Genomic DNA, 16,526 nt, shown 5'->3' with positions numbered 1-16,526 from the left:
TATGATGCTTTAAATAGAATTACTGATGCCAATTATGATTCGAGCAATTCTGGGGAAACTAATTGGTTTAGGTTATTTGATGTAGCTTATGATAAAAATGGAAATTTAATTGCTTTAAAGAGACATAAAAAAGGTAGTCTTGGACAAAGTGTTGCTTTAGATTATTTGGCTTATACTTATGATTCTGGAAATAAGCTACTAAAGGTTGAGGAGCTAATTGATGGAGCTAGTGGTTTTGAAGATGGTAGTAATGGTTCTACAAATGATTATGCGTATGATTCCAATGGTAACATGCTCAAGGATCAGAACAAGGGCATTGGCAACCCTTCAAACAATGGTATTACCTATAATCATTTAAACCTACCTGATGAAGTAAAATTTGAGAACAACAATAACAAAAAAATTAAGTATATTTACGATGCCACAGGTGTAAAGCTGAGAAAGTTTGTGTATAATAATAGTATTACGCCAACCACCACAGATTATGCAGGTAACTATGTGTACGAAGGCAGTTCTTTGAAATTCTTTAATCATCCTGAAGGTTATGTAGATGCTAGTGGTAGTGGTTATGAGTATGTATACCAGTATAAAGACCATTTAGGGAATGTGAGGTTGAGTTATAAAGGCAGCAATGGTAGTCTTGAAATACTAGAAGAAAACAACTACTATCCATTTGGACTTAAACATAAAGGGTATAATGCGGTGGTGAATAGTACGAATCCTGCGCTTAAGTATAAGTTTGGCGGTAAGGAATATCAAGATGAGTTAGGTTTAGATTGGTATGATGTATCTGCAAGGAATTATGACCCTGCATTAGGTAGATGGATGAATATTGACCTTCTTGCAGGTGCAATTGGGCAGATACATAATTCTACGTATGCATATGCAATGAACAATCCAATAGCATTTAACGACCCAGATGGGAATTGCCCTCCAGGGATAAATTGTTATGAGGCATGGCAAGCATTGAAAGGAATAGGAAGAGCTGTTGCGGATTTTGGCGCTTCAACATGGGAAAATTTAAAAACCAATAATCCGCGTAGTCCGGGCACAGCACTTAGAATAGTTGATACGGCAATATCATTATCAACAGCTTATAATGAAGACCCAGTTGCCTTAAAAAATTCCGTAGTCTCTAATGCAAAACAAGAAATAAGCAAAGAATTACAAAAAGGAATAGAAGGTTCAACTTATTTAGCTGCATCAGTTTTATTAACGATACTTGAACCATCGCCTGCAGGAGAGATAAATGCAGCTAGTAAAGGAATCAAAGTGCTGATAAATGGGGGGAAAGCTTCAGAAATTCTTAAAGGAGTCAATTCCAACTTGCCCCATGCTGTAGAAAGAGCTGTAGAAAGAGGTATCTTTAAGAATGCAGATGAAGCCAGTGCAGCTTTAAAAAACCTTACAGGAGAAGTTGGAACTAATAATTTACCTAATGGTACAATTATTGATCCTTCAAAAGCAGATAGAATATTAGTGCCAGTCGGTGAAGGAGGAATGGCTGTATATCAAGTTGGGTCTAATGGTACTGCTAAATTAAAAACAGTTTTAAATGAAATTATAGAGCAATGAAAAAAAAGAGTTTAGTATTAAAGTTAAGTGATAATTCAGAAGTAGGATATTTATATCTGCCAAACCATCCAGGAATTGGAGTAAAAGGTGCTTCTGTTAAGCAACTACCTATTCAAAAATTGATTAAGGGTTACAAAGGAGCAGATATATATTTTGATTTTAATGATAAGGATGAGTTGATAGGAATAGAAGTTCTTGACTGACTTTTGAAGAATAATAGGTCCCCTCCGCTCCCGCTAGTTTGCAACTAGTGGCGGTAAGAGTAAGCCAAACAATAGAAGAAGAAACCATATTTTAGAAAATAAGATGTGGTTTTTTTATGGTTTTAATTGTAAAAAACGCTAAAAAGCTATTTTTGTTAATTTGCTGTAAATCAACAAGCTACGTTTTCCAAGCCATCAAAAAAGTTAGTTTACTGAAAATAAGCGTTTTATCTCAAAAAAGGTTGCAGTTGTGCAACCTAGCTGTACATGTTATAGGAGCAGTACAGCATTTTAGGAAAGGCAATATTGGGTAAATATCAAGCCAATTGTTTTTGAATATCTTTTTGAAAAACGAAAGCTTTAAGCATAGCTTTAACGCTCGCAATATCTTCATCACTTAATTGTTGTGTTTTATGAAACAACAATAAAAGTTCTTCGTCATTAAGCTTATTGTTTATAATTTGCTCATTAGAACCGTAAATAAGCGCATCTGTGGAGACTTCTAGTGCGTCAGCAATCTTTTTAGCCACATCTATGGTTGGCGATGTTAAATTACGCTCATACCGAGAAATATGTGTAGCGTGAACATCAATCATTTTGGCAAGGTCTCCTTGCGAAATATCTTTATCTGCGCGTATTTTTTTTAAGTTATCTCCAAACGACATAAGTGTAATAATAAGTGAATGAAACATCAAAAATGATATACAAAGTTAACTTTTTATAGACATAAAATGTAATACTGTTGAAAACAATAATCAAAGTGTATATTTTTTAATAAACAAAATGTATATATTTGTAGTCAAATATGATTATTAAAATATTTATCAACAATGCTCAATACTTCCAATCCAAACAACTACGAATATATCACCAAGCATTTAGAGATACACATTTTAGGCGGAATCAAGCTCAACAAATTAGAGAGTTTACGAGTAACATTGAGCATACAGAAACCAAAGCAACATAATGTTTTAAGGCACTCAATAGACTTGTACAACGATAACCAAATAGAAAAGTTCACTCGAAAAATAGCAGAACGCTTGGAGATTGGAACAAGCGTAGCACGAAGAACATTACAGGATTTAACCAAAGAATTAGAAAATTACAGATTTTTATTGATTGACCAATACGAAAAGGAAAACCAACCATACTACAAAGAATTAAACGCAACAGAAGAAAAACAAGCAGTTGCATTTTTAAAGAAACCAAATCTACTAAAGCGAACCAACGAACTTATTGGAAAGTCTGGCGTAATCGGAGAAGAACACAACAGGCAAACAATGTTTTTAATCTTCACTTCTCGCAAAACAAATAATCCATTGCATTGCATCAGCTTGGGCAGTTCCGGAGTTGGTAAAACACATTTACAATCTAAAGTATCAGAGTTAATACCAGAGGAAGATAAAGTAGAAATCACAGTATTATCTGCAAATGCTTTTTATTACTTCAATCGGACCGAATTACAGCACAAATTAATATTGATTGAGGATTTAGATGGTGCTGAATCTGTACTCTATCCATTACGAGAATTACAATCTAAAAAGCGAATTACTAAAACGGTTGTGCACAAAGACACCAAAGGAACTACCAAAACGATACACCTAACCGTAGAAGGCCCTGTAAGTGTTGCAGGTTGCACCACACAGGAAAGCATTTACGAGGATAACTCAAATAGAAACTTCCTTTTATACATCGATGAAAGCGAAGAGCAAGACCAGAGAATAATGGATTACCAAAGGTTGATTAGTGCAGGAAAAATAAATGATGATGAAGAACACGCATCGCGTGTTTTATTACAAAATGTGCAACGAACATTAAAGCCAATCAGAGTAATTAATCCTTATGCAGAACATTTAGAATTACCGAAATCAGTTTTTAAACCAAGACGTACAAACTCACACTATTTACAATTTATTGAAGCGATTACATTTTACAAACAATACCAACGAGAAAAGCAATACGACACAGAAACAGGAGAAGAATATATAGAAACCACTATTGAAGATATTGAAGAAGCCAACGAACTGATACAGGAAGTTTTATTGCGAAAAAGTGATTTGCTAAATGGAGCTTGCAGACAGTTTTTTGAGAACCTAAAAGCATACTTGAAAAAGGAAAATCAAACCACATTTACAAACGCTGAAATCCGCAGAGCTTTACGAGTAAATCCAAGTAATCAAAAACGATATATGTTGCAACTTCAATTAGCGGAACTCATACAGAAAGCCAAAGGAAACAAGCGAAAAGGTTATGTCTATGAAATCGTGAACTATGATGATTACGAAACTACGAACAAGCAAATAAAAGACCTATTGCAGAGCATTATCGATAGGTTAAGAAGTTCAAATGGTTCATAATGGTTCAAAGCCTAAAATGGACTAATAACATATCTGAAAATCAACAACTTAAATAAGTGGTTCACGAAATCCCAAAAAACACATACCGAAGTGAAAAAATTAAAGCTATATAATGAGAGTTTTAAACTGTTAGTTGTCAGTTACAAAGAATGGTTGGATATATTGGGTTATGCAGAAACCACAGTATATAACTTACCAAACCACTTGCAAGAGTTCTTCTATTATTTAGAGCAAAATAGTATTAGAGATATCAATCAAATCACTACCAAAATCATAAAAGATTATTACCGAGAATTACAGCAACGAGCCAACGAAAGACAAAGCGGAGCATTAAGTAAAAGCTATCTCAATAAGCACCAACAAGCCTTAAAAAAGTTCAAGGAATATCTACAAAATCACAATCATAAAGGCATCAACATACATCTAAAATCAGAGAAGCAACCAACCGAAGAAAAGTTAAATATATTAACTCAAGAAGAAGTAAAAGAGTTGTTTAAAGCAACAGAATTTAGTCATAGGGAATCACGATTTAGGTTAAGAGACAAAGCCATTTTAACCGTTTTATATAGTTGCGGATTACGAAGAAATGAAGCAGTACACTTGGATTTAAGCGACATCTATTTTGATAAGGAACGAGTGTTTGTTAGAAAAGGAAAAAACTATCGTGAAAGGTTCGTGCCAATCAACCGAAAGAATGCAGAAATATTGGAAGATTATATCTACGAAGCTCGACCAGAATTTTACCAATCCAATTTAAGTGAAGCTCTCTTTGTAAACAAGAATGGAACGAGAATGCAAGGAATGAGTTTTGCCAACAGATTAAAGGCAATTATACAAGCAACCAATAATAAAACTATTGCAGAAAAAGGAATCACGTTACACATTTTACGTCATAGCATCGCAACACATTTATTACAAAAAGAAGTACCATTAGAAAGCATAAAAACCTTTTTAGGCCATACTTCTCTGGAATCCACTCAAATCTATACACATCTTTTAAAAACGATTGAAAATGAATGATTACAGAACATATTTACAGGAACAAGGTTACAGCGAAACCACGATTGCAGGAAACGAAAAGCAAATAGAACTCTTTAAAAAATGGTGCAAATGCAATCATACTTCACCAACAGAAATCGATTATAAAACAGCATTGAAATTTATAAAATATCTTACTCGAAAAGGCAACAGTAAAAAGACAATCAACCACAGATTACGAAGTATAAAAATCTACTTTAATTACTTGATTGATGAAGCTTACAGAAGTGATAATCCAATAGAAAATACAATCGTAAAAGGAGCAAAAAGAACAATCAATTATGATTTATTGAATGCTGATGAATTAGAGGATTTATATTACTCTTTTGAAACTGAAAACATCAAAGATAAATATCACAGATTAACAGCGAAGCGAAGTAAGTTGATAACAGGATTAATCGTTTATCAAGGCTTGAATACTACAAGTTTAAGCAAGTTAAAAACAGAACATTTACAACTCTCAAAAGGAAAGATTTATATACCAAGTACAAGAAGAAGTAACGCCAGGGAATTAGAACTCAAACCTTGGCAAATATTGGAATTTATAGAATACCAAAACGAAGTGTTGCCATTATTGCAAAAGCGAATAAAAAACGATACTGAACAACTGTTCCCAATCAACACAAGATTTAATGTGCTGACTTCACAGATAATTAAGAAGCTGAAAAAGCACAATCAAAAATCAGAGAATATAAAACAGATTAGAGCATCAGTAATTACAAATTGGTTAGGACAATACAACTTGCGAAAAGTTCAATATTTAGCTGGACATCGTTACATCAGTTCAACCGAAAGATATTTACAGGACGACTTGGAAAACCTACACGAAATCGTCAACAACTTCCATCCTATTAGCTAAAAGAAAATAAATCAAACTTGATATCACAAATTGTGATATCAAGTTGCTATTTTTGTTAAATATTAGAAATAAATGAGCGATAAATTAATTATACCAGACGAAGTAGTTATCAGTAAGATTTACTACATAAGAGACCAAAAAGTAATGTTAGATAGTGATTTAGCGGAACTTTACGAAGTAGAAACAAGAGTTTTAAACCAACAAGTAAAACGAAATACAGACAGGTTCCCAGATGATTTTATGTTCCAATTAACGGAAATAGAATGGGAAACTTTAAAGTCACAAAACACAACACCAAGTTGGGGAGGAAGAAGAAAACTACCTTATGTATTTACGGAACACGGTGTACTGATGTTATCAAGTGCTTTGAATAGTAAAAAAGCGATTGCAGTTAATATCCAAATAATGAGAATTTTTACCAAGCTTCGTGAAATGCTAACGGATAATTTAAGTTTAAAACTTGAAGTTGAAGAAATCAAAAAGAAGCTAACAAATCACAGCAAGAATATTGAATTGGTTTTTAACTACTTGGATGAGTTGATTGATAAAAAAGAGAATGAAAAACCTCGAAAAGAAATAGGGTATAAAGCTGATAGAGATTAAATCCCCACAAAACAAAACCCAGTTTTATCGTTCCTCAAAATCCTCTGTTTTTTGTTTTGTTCCGCTCGCCAACGCTAAATGTAATTTTTGGTTGCCGAAAACCGCACACACAGCACATTACTTTTTTAAGAAAATTTAGTTGTCTAAAGAAAGTTGTAATCTAAAAAAGTAAAGAGCTGTTGCCAACACTCACACCAAAACTTACCCCAAGCTATATTTACATAATTGGCATTATAATACTGCCGACATCAGCCACGCTTAAAAAACCAAAGCCGTAAGTTATAATGTCAACTATGTAAAATATCCGAAAAACCAACGCTCGAAAACCATTGAAATCATTAGGCTTACGGGAATACTATAAAAGGAAAATTTATGTTTTTGCACAACTCAGAAACTTGAAATATCTTTGCGCAACTCACCATTTTAGAAGCACTTATCCACAAAATAGGTGTTTAATTAACAGTTTTTTTGTCTATAACTTGTCAATAACTCAAAAATGAGTGCATCGAAAATCTACGTAAATTTGTAGAAGTTGCAAGCAACAAAAAAAGGCCTTTGAAAAAGTCTTTTAGGCCTCGTTTTTGGAACTATTAGTTTTGTTAATCGGAATACAAATCTAATAATAGAGTTCCGAAAATAAAAATTAAAAGTCTTTAAAGAGACTGAACGCTCTCTTTTGGTAGCGTTCCACAATACTTTATAGCCGTGAGAAAGAAATATCACGTAACCCAGAAACCAGATGGTACTTGGGCTGGAAAAGCGCAAGGTGGTCAGCGAGCTTCTGTTGTTGGTAATACAAAAGCAGAAACGTTAAAGCGAACCATAGAAATTGCAAAGAACAAACCCAGTTCTCAAGTAATCGTCCACAAGAGTGATGGTAAGTTCCAAGAAGAAAGGACTTATGGAAACGACCCATACCCACCAAAAGGGTAATCTTGTAACCTTAAAGGCTGTTCGAAAGGACAGCCTTTTTTATTTGCTCACTCTTACGTGACGTTCTGTAGCCACTTGGGCTATCATTTTAAAAAGATGAAGATTGATTAAGGCAATTGCTTAATCTAAAATCACAGCTTGTAAATCTTCATCTTTTTAAAACGTTTTACAGTTGAAAAAGACCTCTATAATTTTACTATTCAAGATGTGTGCGTGTGTACACAAACGTTTTAAAAGTTGATGTAACAGAGGTTGGAAAATGCAGCGGAGTTGCATCAACTTTTAAAATGGAACAACTGAAAGGCGTTAGTATTTATAATCTCATCAAATAGAAACAAAAACATCAACCGAAGTTCAAGAGTGCGCATCGGCTGTAGTCGGCTATTTTACATAATGGCGTTATAGTACAGAAATCAAATGAATGTTGCTATAACAGACCGTTATGTAAACATAGCTTGGGGTTAAAAAGCTCCCTAGCTAATTATAGGGAATTCATAGTCCACTCTTATCTAAAAAAACATATAAAATGTAAGGTAAAACCACATCTGTTTTAGTAGGGAAATAGTTATATTTACAACAGTAATACGTTCTTTAAAATAAATTTTTTGTTGCCTGTTTTTGGAGCAATAGGCTGTAAAAGTACATCAGAGTTAAAAATTTTGCATAAACTACTATCCATTTGGACTTGAACACAAAGGGTACAATAATGTTGTGAACGGTACGGAACATAAGTATAAATTCAATGGTAAGGAAATACAAGAAGAACTTGGATTAAATACTTATGATTATGGAGCAAGAATGTATGACCCAGCTATTGGACGATTTATGCAAATAGACCCTCACTCTTATAGCTACCCTTGGGCTTCACCGTATAATTATGCTTTTAATAATCCAACATTAGTTATCGACCCAAATGGAAAAGATGGAATAGTTTCGGGTTCAGGAACTAAAGACGACCCTTATGTTGTAACAGCAAATTATTATCATCACGGATTAAATGAGAAACAAACTGAAGGTCTACAATCAGCAGCAGATGCGTATAACAATGGTGGTAAGGCTCATAAAATCAAAGATGGAGATGGCAATAAAGTTTATGTTCAATTTAACATTGGTGTAACCGAAGCTGAAAGTGCAGAACAAGCTCAAGAACTTGCCTCTAACGATTATGTAGATACAGAAGATGGAGGTGCTGCAAGATATGGAAATGTAGTTGGTGTAGAGAATTCATCAGATGGAGACCATTATGGTAATGCATCAAGGTTCAATATAACATTGAATCAAACAAAAGTTGATAATACATTAAGTAAATTTCCTGGCGGAAATGAAAGTAAATTACTTAAGGGAACTTTCATTCACGAAATAGGACATAATATTGGAGGTAATCACGGAGATCCAGGTTCAAATATGCAGGATGTAGGAATTACTAATAATATTCCTTCTGGTACAATAGGAGGTACAGGTGATGGGACTTTTAATTATAATCTTCCTTCTGTTAGTAAAGATGGTATTCGTGCAATAATGGGTAGGGTAAATATGAGTCCAGGTTCCATAAATTCAAATTATTTATCAGATAAAGAGAACAAAAGAGTTAATCAAGCATCAGACCCAGGTACAGTAGGAAGGCTTAAAAAAACGAATTAAAAGATGAAGAAAATCATATTATTACTATGTATTACCTACTCTTTATTTTCTTGTGCACAAGAAAATAAAGAGGTGTCTGAAGAATTCAGAATACAAGGGTATTTATTTGTTCAAGCGTCAATGCAAAATGCCTCTTCTACAAATGCAAAGGAAGTGAAACTTGCAATTGATAACCCTAAACTATATTTCTTTATTCCTTTAAAGGATATGAAATCGAACTTCAAAGAATCTATTGACACTTTTAAAAAACCAACAAAGGATGAATTATACTTACCTATTGGTTTAACAGACTCTAAACAAAGTATTAAAGCTACAAACTTTGACTTAAATCGTTATATAGAAAATAACTCTATAGATATTTTGCCAATTAACGAGAGTGAAGATTTTAAAGGAAAATTAAATACTGTTGTTAAGATTGAGAATATATCATATAGTATATATTGACGGTACGTGGAACAAGCAAAAAATACCTTTTAAATGGACTGAAGTATTATCAATAGGGAATTATAATAGTTCTTCTTTAAGCAAAGAAAACAAGGAAGGATATTACTACTATTTTTTAAAGGAAACTAATGTAATATCCTATGATTTGACTATAAATGAACCTAATGTGGAAAAAATATAAAACTCTGCATATAGATAAATATCAAAGCCACTCTTCGGAGTGGTTTTTTTATGCTCTAAAGTGAAGCAACATTTTTAGAAAAGAAATCCTTGAACTTTTTAGAAGTGAGCATTTTATCAATCATCTTAAAGATAATAGCTCTATCGTCAGTATCAAGCTCGGAAATTAAACGTAACTGTTCTTGTGCTTGTTTATCTTCAATAACAACTTCTTTGGGCAAACCATCATTGAGGTTAATCACTTGGTCAACCGTAATATTATAAAACTCTGCAAGTCGCTGTAACTCTTTTACAGAAATCTCACGATTACCATTCTCAATTTTATTGTAGTTGGAATAACCCGATAGCGCGGACTTGTAGTCCGTGCAACATAAGAAAAGAAAAGCTACAATATAAAATTGTGTTTTTACGTGATGGTTTAAGCTTTTTGTACTTGCAATTTCCCATAAAAACAAGATAACACTAAAAGTTGTTATCTTGTGAATATTATAAATTTAAATTTATGTTATGTCCACTAAATATAAAGCTACAGAAGCCGATGTGGCCTATTTCATTACAATAACTGCAGTTGGTTGGATAGATGTTTTTACAAGGCTTAGACAAAAATATGTAATTATTAATGCATTGCAATACTGTCAAAAACATAAAGGGTTAGAAATATATGCTTATTGTATTATGAGCAGTCATATACATTTACTTTGCAAAGCAGATGAAAAAGAATTACTCTCTAACGTAATAAGAGATTTTAAAACTTACACTTCTAAAAAAATTATTGAAACCACAATTAATTATCCAGAAAGCAGAAGAGAATGGATGTTGACATATTTTAAAAAGGCATGTGTACACTTAAAACGAAAACAAAATTATAAGGTTTGGCAAGACGGTTATCATGCAGAAAAAGTTTATTCTAATAAATTTATTAAACAAAAGGTAGATTATATTCATAATAATCCTGTGGTAGAAAAAATAGTAGCTTATCCTGAAGATTATATATTTAGTTCGGCTCGTAATTATGCAGAATTAGATAGTGAAATTGAAGTTATACTATTGTTATTGTTTTAAAATAAAATGCACGGACTACAAGTCCGTGTTATCGGATTATAATAGTACTTAGAAAAAGTATAATCAAAAAAAAGCCTCAAGTATTAAACTTGAGGCTTTGCTCTTAAGTGTTATATAATATGTTTACTTTAAAGTAAACTCTGAGCTAGAAACTAAATCCTTTTCGTTAAAAACGTTTACTGTATAACGCCCTTTTTCAAAACTTTCTTTGCCTTTAGATGCAACAAACTCGCAAATATTAAGGCTTCCGTTTTCGTAATTAAACTTACTAATTATACTGTAGTTTAAAGTTTTCTCTCCAAACTGAACTTGCTCGTTAGAACCTAATGTATTGTTTTTAGGATCGATAACTTGAACGTATAATTCTTGATCTCCAGCTTGTACTAAAGCATTTTTAGCTACTGTAAAACATACTCTAATTTTATCTACTCTACTAGCTCTTTCAGTTGGAATTAATTTACCAGAAGTTCTCTCAATTACTCCAAATCCTTTTAACCCTACAGTATTTAAAACTGCCGCATTCTCAACAACTTCAGCTAACGCAGTGTTTTGCACTAATAAAGAGTCTGTAAACATGGTACGCTCCTCTAAACGTACTCTTGTACTATCTAAAGATGTTGCTAAGTATGAGTTTTCTACTCTTAACGAATCATTTTGAGCTAACAATATATCCATTTCTTTTTGAAGTGATGCATATTTTTGTTTGTATCTCCACAAGCTTTTTACGTTTGTTTCAGATATTTTTAATGAATCTATTAATCCTTGAATACGAGTTCTGGCTTCAATTAAATTGTTGTTTGCTACTTCATTTTCTCCAATAGCCTCGTCATATTGTTTAGCCATGGCGTTTAAATCATTCATCACTAACTGTTTTTGTTCAGTTAATTCCTTGTTGTTTTTATCACTTTCACTCTTTAAATTGAAAGTGTAAAATAATGTTCCTAAAAATAAAACTAAAGCGATACCTAAAGCCACTTTTAATCCCGTACTAGTTTTGCTATTCTCCATAATTTTTACTTGTTTTAATTGTTTATGTTTTGTGTTAATCTAAAATTTTTAATACTCTAATTTTCTAACGTTTTTAATAAATATTGATTAATTTTAATATTTGAAATTAAAGTTAATCACCGCATGGATAAACTAGTCTTATTTAACAATACTACGCGTAATAAATTATTAAATAAACGCTCTGGTGAATCCAAATTTGGCGAACATATAAAAATGTTAGCCAGCATTTCCAATATATACGAACAACTTAAAAGTTTGGATGTCACACATATAATAATTGGTTTCCCTGAAGATGTTGGTGTGTTTGCTAATCTAGGAAAATTGGGTGCTTCGCGAGCTTGGGAAGCTACATTAAAAGTTTTGTTAAATATACAGAGTAACACATTTACAAAGGCAAACACCGTTTTAATTTTAGGACATTTAGATTTTTCTGATGAATTATTAGAAGTTTCAAAACTTAATCAAAATAAAAAAAGCGATATTAAAAAAGCCAGAAAAATTGTTGAACGTATCGATAATTCTGTTGCTCATATTATGCAATTAATTGTGTCTACAGGTAAAAAAGCTATCGTTATTGGTGGCGGACATAATAATGCTTATGGCAATATAAAAGGCACATCGTTGGCTTTAAATAAACCTATTAATGTAGTTAATTTTGATGCACATTCAGATTTTAGACCAGAAGAAGGCAGACATAGTGGTAATGGATTTAGTTACGCTTTCGCGGAAGGTTTTCTTAAAAACTACTTTGTTTTTGGGTTACATGAAAATTATACTTCTGATGCTATTTTCACCTCCCTTAATAAAGCTAAAACTATAGATTATAATACGTTTGAAGATATAGAAATTAGAATGAAGTTTAATTTTAATGATGAAATGCAACGCGCATCGAATCATGTTCATAAAAAACCATTTGGTATTGAAATAGATTGTGATGCCATTGAAAATATGCCAAGTAGCGCTATGACACCAAGCGGTTTTAGTGTTAATAAAACCAGACAATTTGTTAGTTTTTTTGCAAATCATAAAAACGCAACTTATTTACATATTTGCGAAGCTGCACCAAAAAAGAAAACTGCAAATCAGGTTGGAAAACTTATCACCTATTTAATAACAGATTTCATAAAAGCTTAAATATTATTTGTTCATTTAGATTTTAATATATAATTTTACATAAGTACTTATATAAACACTACTATTATGGATGCATTACGAGGGTACGGAGAATTGGGTTTAGGTTCTAGACTAAAAAGAGTAAGCGAGTATATGATGAAAGAAACTCAATTAGTATACAATCATTTTAATATTGATTTCGACCCTTACCTATTTCCTATGTTTAAAATAATAGCAAATAAAGATGGTGTGACAAACTCAGAAATTCAACGCGTTTTACAATTTACACAGCCTGCTATAACACAATCCATTAATAAACTAAGTGCCAAAGGGTTAATTATCTATAAAGCTGATAAATTGGACAAACGGAAAAAAATAATATATCCTTCAGATAAAGGAAATAAAACCTTAGAGAAATTAAAACCTATATGGAAGAGTATAGATAAAGTAATAAAAGAATATACCTTAGAAAGGTCTTCATCTTTAATCGAGCATTTAAATATTCTTGAAAATAAGCTTAATAAAAAAAGCTTTAGCAGAACCATAATTAACGATATACAAATGAAAATATCTCAAGACATTGAAATTGTTTCTTTTGAAAACAGATATGCTAAAAATTTTTATAACTTAAATATTGAGTGGTTACAAAGATTCTTTCATGTTGAGCCTTATGATGAAAGCGTTTTAAGTAAACCTGAAACCTATATAATAAATAAAGGTGGTCATATATTTTTTGCAAAACTAAACAATCAAATTGTTGGTACTGTTGCTTTAATGCCAATTGGAAATGAAGGTTTATTCGAACTAACAAAAATGGCTGTTTCACCAGAGCATAGAGGTTTTAAAATAGGGCAAAAACTAATGCAACATAGCATTGATTTTGCAAAATCAATGAATTTACCAAAGCTTATACTCTACTCTAACTCAGTTTTAGAAAACGCCATTTACATTTATAGAAAATATGGATTTATTGAAATTCCCGTTGAACACAATAGTCCTTATAAGCGTAGTGATATAAAAATGAAATTAATATTTTAAACAGAAACGCCTTGAATAAATTCAAGGCATTTATAATATCAAATTTAATAAAGCTTTATTTTGTAATACCTTCCAAATCAAACATAAAAGCATAGGTTAATGCTAATCTTTTATAACGTTCAAAACGCCCAGATGCACCTCCATGACCAGTTTTCATATTACAATCCATAGCCAATAAATTGTCATCTGTTTTTAACTCTCGTAATTTAGCAATCCATTTTGCTGGTTCCCAATATTGTACTTGACTATCCCAATAACCGGTTGTAATTAAAATATTTGGATAATCTTTGGCTTTAACATTATCATACGGAGAATACGATTTCATATAATCATAGTATTCTTTATTTTTCGGGTTTCCCCATTCATCAAACTCAAAAGTAGTCAATGGAATAGTTTCATCTAACATCGTTGATACTACATCAACAAAAGGAACAGCTGCTATAACGCCATTCCACATATCTGGTTCCATATTTAAAACAGCTCCCATTAATAAACCACCAGCAGATCCTCCGTAAGCATACAAATGATTGCTGCTTGTGAATTTTTTATCTATCAAAAATTTACCAGCATCAATAAAATCTGTAAATGTGTTTTTCTTTTTTAATAATTTTCCGTTTTCATACCAGTCTCTTCCCATTTCTTGTCCGCCACGAATATGAGCAATAGCGTAAATAAAACCTCTATCTAACAAACTTAAGCGTGTAGAGCTAAAAGTTGGCTCCATACTATTCCCGTAAGAACCATAAGAATAAAGTAACAACGGGTTTTTACCATTCTTTTCAATACCTTTTTTATAAATTAAAGACACAGGGATTTTTGTACCATCTGTTGCTGTTGCATATAAACGCTCTGACGTATAATTATCTATTTCGAAAGAAGGGTCAATAACTTCTGTTTGCTTTAAAAGTAATTGTTTCTTCTCAGACATATTATACTCATAAGTGCTATTTGGTGTTGTTAAAGAGCTGTAAGTGTAGCGTAAAATATCGGTATCAAAATCTAAATTAGAGGTTGTTGCAGCAAAATATGCTGGGTCGTTAAATTGAATGTAATGATCGTCTGTTCCATCCCATTTCATAACTCTAATAGTTCGTAAACCATCTTTTCGTTCTTCAGCAACTAAATAGTTTTTAAACAAGTCCATACCTTGAAAATATATATTATCTCTGTGTGGAATTACATCTACCCAATACTCTTTTTCTGTTTTATCTACTGGTGTTTTAACCAGTTTAAAGTTTTTTGCATCTTTATTCGTTCTTATATAAAAATGATCATAAAAATGATCGATAGTATACTCTAAATTTTTCTCTCTTGGTTGAATCACTTTCCATTCTTCATTTGGTGTGTTGGCGTCTAAAAACCTGAATTCTGTAGATAGGGTTTGAAAGCTTCCAATAACCAAATACGCATCAGATTTTGTTTTACCAACACCACATCTAAACGTATCATCTTTTTCTTCGTAAACCACAACATCTTCTGATTGATTAGTGCCAATAACATGTTTTAAAATTTTGTTTTGACGTAAAGTTTGAGGATCTTTTGTAGTATAGAAAATAGTTTGTCCATCATTTGCCCAAGTAGCAGTACCACCCGTATTACTAAGTTTGTCTTTTAATAATTCTCCCGTTTCTAAATTCTTTAAATAAATGGTGTATTGGCGTCTAGAAATAGTGTCGATGCCAAAAGCTAGCATTTTATTATCTGGACTTACCGAACGTCCGCCAAAACCATAATAAGAATAATCTTTAGCCATTTCTGGTCCGTTGAGCATGATTTCTTCTTTTGCTCCTTCTTCTAGCTTTTTTCTGCAATACAAAGCATAATCACCACCTTCTTCAAAACGTGTATAATACGAATAACCGTTATTGTTTACTGGAACAGATTGATCGTCTTTTTTTATACGCCCTACAATTTCGTTATACAATTTATCTTGTAGGCTATCTGTATGAGCCATTGCTTTACTTAAATAATCATTCTCAGCATTTAAGTAATCTAATACATCTTGTGTTTGCTCATCTGGTGTTTCAGCATTTTTTTGCTCGTCGCTTAAACGCATCCAAAAATAATTATCAATTCGCGTGTCGTCGTGAATGGTTAATTCTTTAGGTATTTTTTTTGCAACTGGTGCTTCAAGTGACGTGTGTGGTCTTTCAGCTTCGTTTGATTTACAAGATGAAATCATAATAGTTAAAGTTAAAAAAGCGTAAATGGAATGTTTCATAATTTAGTGTTTGTTGGTATGTAAAGGAACGGAAATATGTTTAGAAAAATAGATGGAAATTGGGAATTAACAATTTGAGAAATTAGTTCCCTTTCGAAGTTGATGAATATTTTTTAATGAGAAAAGCATTAAATGATAAAAAACACACAGAAAGTAATAGCACTAATATTTTTATTATAAATACTATAAGTCAAAAAAAAACAACCAAGTACAAAAATTATTTTCCAAAACTATAATAACAAATTTTAATA

At 32.0% G+C, this 16,526-nt stretch carries 16 protein-coding genes; 12 read left to right on the top strand and 4 right to left on the bottom strand.

Translation table 11 applies throughout. The features are described 5' to 3' along the window. A partial coding sequence (locus RG22_RS16625) for an RHS repeat domain-containing protein (RefSeq protein WP_204244195.1) occupies positions 1-1,575 on the top strand: 1,575 nt, incomplete at its 5' end. Then, on the top strand, positions 1,572-1,778 hold the full coding sequence (locus RG22_RS16620) for a DUF2283 domain-containing protein (RefSeq protein ID WP_034039724.1): 207 nt from the start codon (positions 1,572-1,574) through the stop codon (positions 1,776-1,778). The genes RG22_RS16625 and RG22_RS16620, both read left to right, overlap by 4 nt. A 317-nt stretch (positions 1,779-2,095) precedes the next feature. Here RG22_RS16620 and RG22_RS16615 read toward each other — a convergent pair whose 3' ends face one another. Further along, positions 2,096-2,470: a helix-turn-helix domain-containing protein gene (locus tag RG22_RS16615; RefSeq protein WP_034045364.1), complete on the bottom strand. Its 375-nt coding sequence runs from the start codon at positions 2,468-2,470 to the stop codon at positions 2,096-2,098. A gap of 138 nt (positions 2,471-2,608) precedes the next feature. Here RG22_RS16615 and RG22_RS16610 point away from each other — a divergent pair, with 138 nt between their 5' ends. From RG22_RS16610 to RG22_RS16580, 7 genes are all read left to right on the top strand, one after another. Continuing rightward, positions 2,609-4,135, top strand: coding sequence for a hypothetical protein (locus tag RG22_RS16610; RefSeq protein WP_034039726.1), 1,527 nt, complete (start codon positions 2,609-2,611; stop codon positions 4,133-4,135). Positions 4,136-4,225: 90 nt separating this feature from the next. Beyond that, positions 4,226-5,155: a tyrosine-type recombinase/integrase gene (locus RG22_RS16605; RefSeq protein WP_034045361.1), complete on the top strand. Its 930-nt coding sequence runs from the start codon at positions 4,226-4,228 to the stop codon at positions 5,153-5,155. Next, positions 5,148-6,032 (top strand): tyrosine-type recombinase/integrase, encoded by an 885-nt coding sequence (locus RG22_RS16600; RefSeq protein ID WP_034039732.1) that lies wholly within the window; start codon positions 5,148-5,150, stop codon positions 6,030-6,032. Before RG22_RS16605 ends, RG22_RS16600 begins: the two co-directional genes overlap by 8 nt. A 72-nt stretch (positions 6,033-6,104) precedes the next feature. Beyond that, on the top strand, positions 6,105-6,635 hold the full coding sequence (locus RG22_RS16595) for an ORF6N domain-containing protein (protein WP_034039734.1): 531 nt from the start codon (positions 6,105-6,107) through the stop codon (positions 6,633-6,635). A gap of 705 nt (positions 6,636-7,340) precedes the next feature. Beyond that, positions 7,341-7,568 (top strand): DUF2188 domain-containing protein, encoded by a 228-nt coding sequence (locus RG22_RS16590; protein WP_034045358.1) that lies wholly within the window; start codon positions 7,341-7,343, stop codon positions 7,566-7,568. Positions 7,569-8,231: 663 nt separating this feature from the next. Continuing rightward, positions 8,232-9,209 (top strand): RHS repeat-associated core domain-containing protein, encoded by a 978-nt coding sequence (locus tag RG22_RS18170; protein ID WP_081997761.1) that lies wholly within the window; start codon positions 8,232-8,234, stop codon positions 9,207-9,209. Positions 9,210-9,212: 3 nt separating this feature from the next. Next, complete coding sequence (locus tag RG22_RS16580; protein WP_156113414.1) at positions 9,213-9,653, top strand: hypothetical protein; 441 nt, start codon at positions 9,213-9,215, stop codon at positions 9,651-9,653. Between the two features lie 236 nt (positions 9,654-9,889). Here the strand turns inward: RG22_RS16580 and RG22_RS16570 are convergent, their stop codons facing one another. Then, the gene (locus tag RG22_RS16570; protein WP_034045346.1) at positions 9,890-10,288 is read right to left on the bottom strand and encodes a helix-turn-helix domain-containing protein; all 399 of its coding nucleotides are present in this window, start codon (positions 10,286-10,288) and stop codon (positions 9,890-9,892) included. A 52-nt stretch (positions 10,289-10,340) separates the two neighbouring features. On the opposite strand from RG22_RS16570, the gene RG22_RS16565 reads away from it, so the two are divergent. Continuing rightward, positions 10,341-10,895, top strand: coding sequence for an REP-associated tyrosine transposase (locus tag RG22_RS16565; RefSeq protein WP_034045343.1), 555 nt, complete (start codon positions 10,341-10,343; stop codon positions 10,893-10,895). A 123-nt stretch (positions 10,896-11,018) separates the two neighbouring features. On the opposite strand, the gene RG22_RS16560 is transcribed toward RG22_RS16565, so the two are convergent. Continuing rightward, positions 11,019-11,903, bottom strand: a complete 885-nt coding sequence (locus tag RG22_RS16560; RefSeq protein WP_034045341.1) for a chromosome partitioning protein ParA — start codon at positions 11,901-11,903, stop codon at positions 11,019-11,021. Positions 11,904-12,026: 123 nt separating this feature from the next. Here RG22_RS16560 and RG22_RS16555 point away from each other — a divergent pair, with 123 nt between their 5' ends. Both RG22_RS16555 and RG22_RS18255 read left to right on the top strand, forming a co-directional pair. Then, a complete protein-coding gene (locus RG22_RS16555; protein WP_034045338.1) occupies positions 12,027-13,037 on the top strand; it encodes a formimidoylglutamase in 1,011 nt (336 codons plus the stop codon). A 66-nt stretch (positions 13,038-13,103) separates the two neighbouring features. Continuing rightward, positions 13,104-14,054: a GNAT family N-acetyltransferase gene (locus RG22_RS18255; protein WP_081997760.1), complete on the top strand. Its 951-nt coding sequence runs from the start codon at positions 13,104-13,106 to the stop codon at positions 14,052-14,054. A gap of 55 nt (positions 14,055-14,109) precedes the next feature. Here the strand turns inward: RG22_RS18255 and RG22_RS16545 are convergent, their stop codons facing one another. Then, positions 14,110-16,275, bottom strand: a complete 2,166-nt coding sequence (locus RG22_RS16545; RefSeq protein ID WP_034045336.1) for a S9 family peptidase — start codon at positions 16,273-16,275, stop codon at positions 14,110-14,112. Between the last annotated feature and the right edge of the window lie 251 nt (positions 16,276-16,526).

Source organism: Wocania ichthyoenteri Th78, assembly GCF_000789235.1.
In the GTDB taxonomy this organism is placed as follows: domain Bacteria; phylum Bacteroidota; class Bacteroidia; order Flavobacteriales; family Flavobacteriaceae; genus Wocania_A; species Wocania_A ichthyoenteri.
This window is presented reverse-complemented; position numbering and strand designations above follow the sequence as displayed.

Excerpts from the sequence above, each read along its gene's own strand:
- RG22_RS16555 (WP_034045338.1), top strand. The coding sequence starts at position 12,027 with ATGGATAAACTAGTCTTATTTAACAATACTACGCGTAATAAATTATTA.
- RG22_RS16565 (WP_034045343.1), top strand. The coding sequence starts at position 10,341 with ATGTCCACTAAATATAAAGCTACAGAAGCCGATGTGGCCTATTTCATT.
- RG22_RS16560 (WP_034045341.1), bottom strand. The coding sequence starts at position 11,903 with ATGGAGAATAGCAAAACTAGTACGGGATTAAAAGTGGCTTTAGGTATC.
- RG22_RS16600 (WP_034039732.1), top strand. The coding sequence starts at position 5,148 with ATGAATGATTACAGAACATATTTACAGGAACAAGGTTACAGCGAAACC.
- RG22_RS16615 (WP_034045364.1), bottom strand. The coding sequence starts at position 2,470 with ATGTTTCATTCACTTATTATTACACTTATGTCGTTTGGAGATAACTTA.
- RG22_RS16545 (WP_034045336.1), bottom strand. The coding sequence starts at position 16,275 with ATGAAACATTCCATTTACGCTTTTTTAACTTTAACTATTATGATTTCA.
- RG22_RS16620 (WP_034039724.1), top strand. The coding sequence starts at position 1,572 with ATGAAAAAAAAGAGTTTAGTATTAAAGTTAAGTGATAATTCAGAAGTA.
- RG22_RS16595 (WP_034039734.1), top strand. The coding sequence starts at position 6,105 with ATGAGCGATAAATTAATTATACCAGACGAAGTAGTTATCAGTAAGATT.
- RG22_RS16610 (WP_034039726.1), top strand. The coding sequence starts at position 2,609 with ATGCTCAATACTTCCAATCCAAACAACTACGAATATATCACCAAGCAT.
- RG22_RS16580 (WP_156113414.1), top strand. The coding sequence starts at position 9,213 with ATGAAGAAAATCATATTATTACTATGTATTACCTACTCTTTATTTTCT.
- RG22_RS18255 (WP_081997760.1), top strand. The coding sequence starts at position 13,104 with ATGGATGCATTACGAGGGTACGGAGAATTGGGTTTAGGTTCTAGACTA.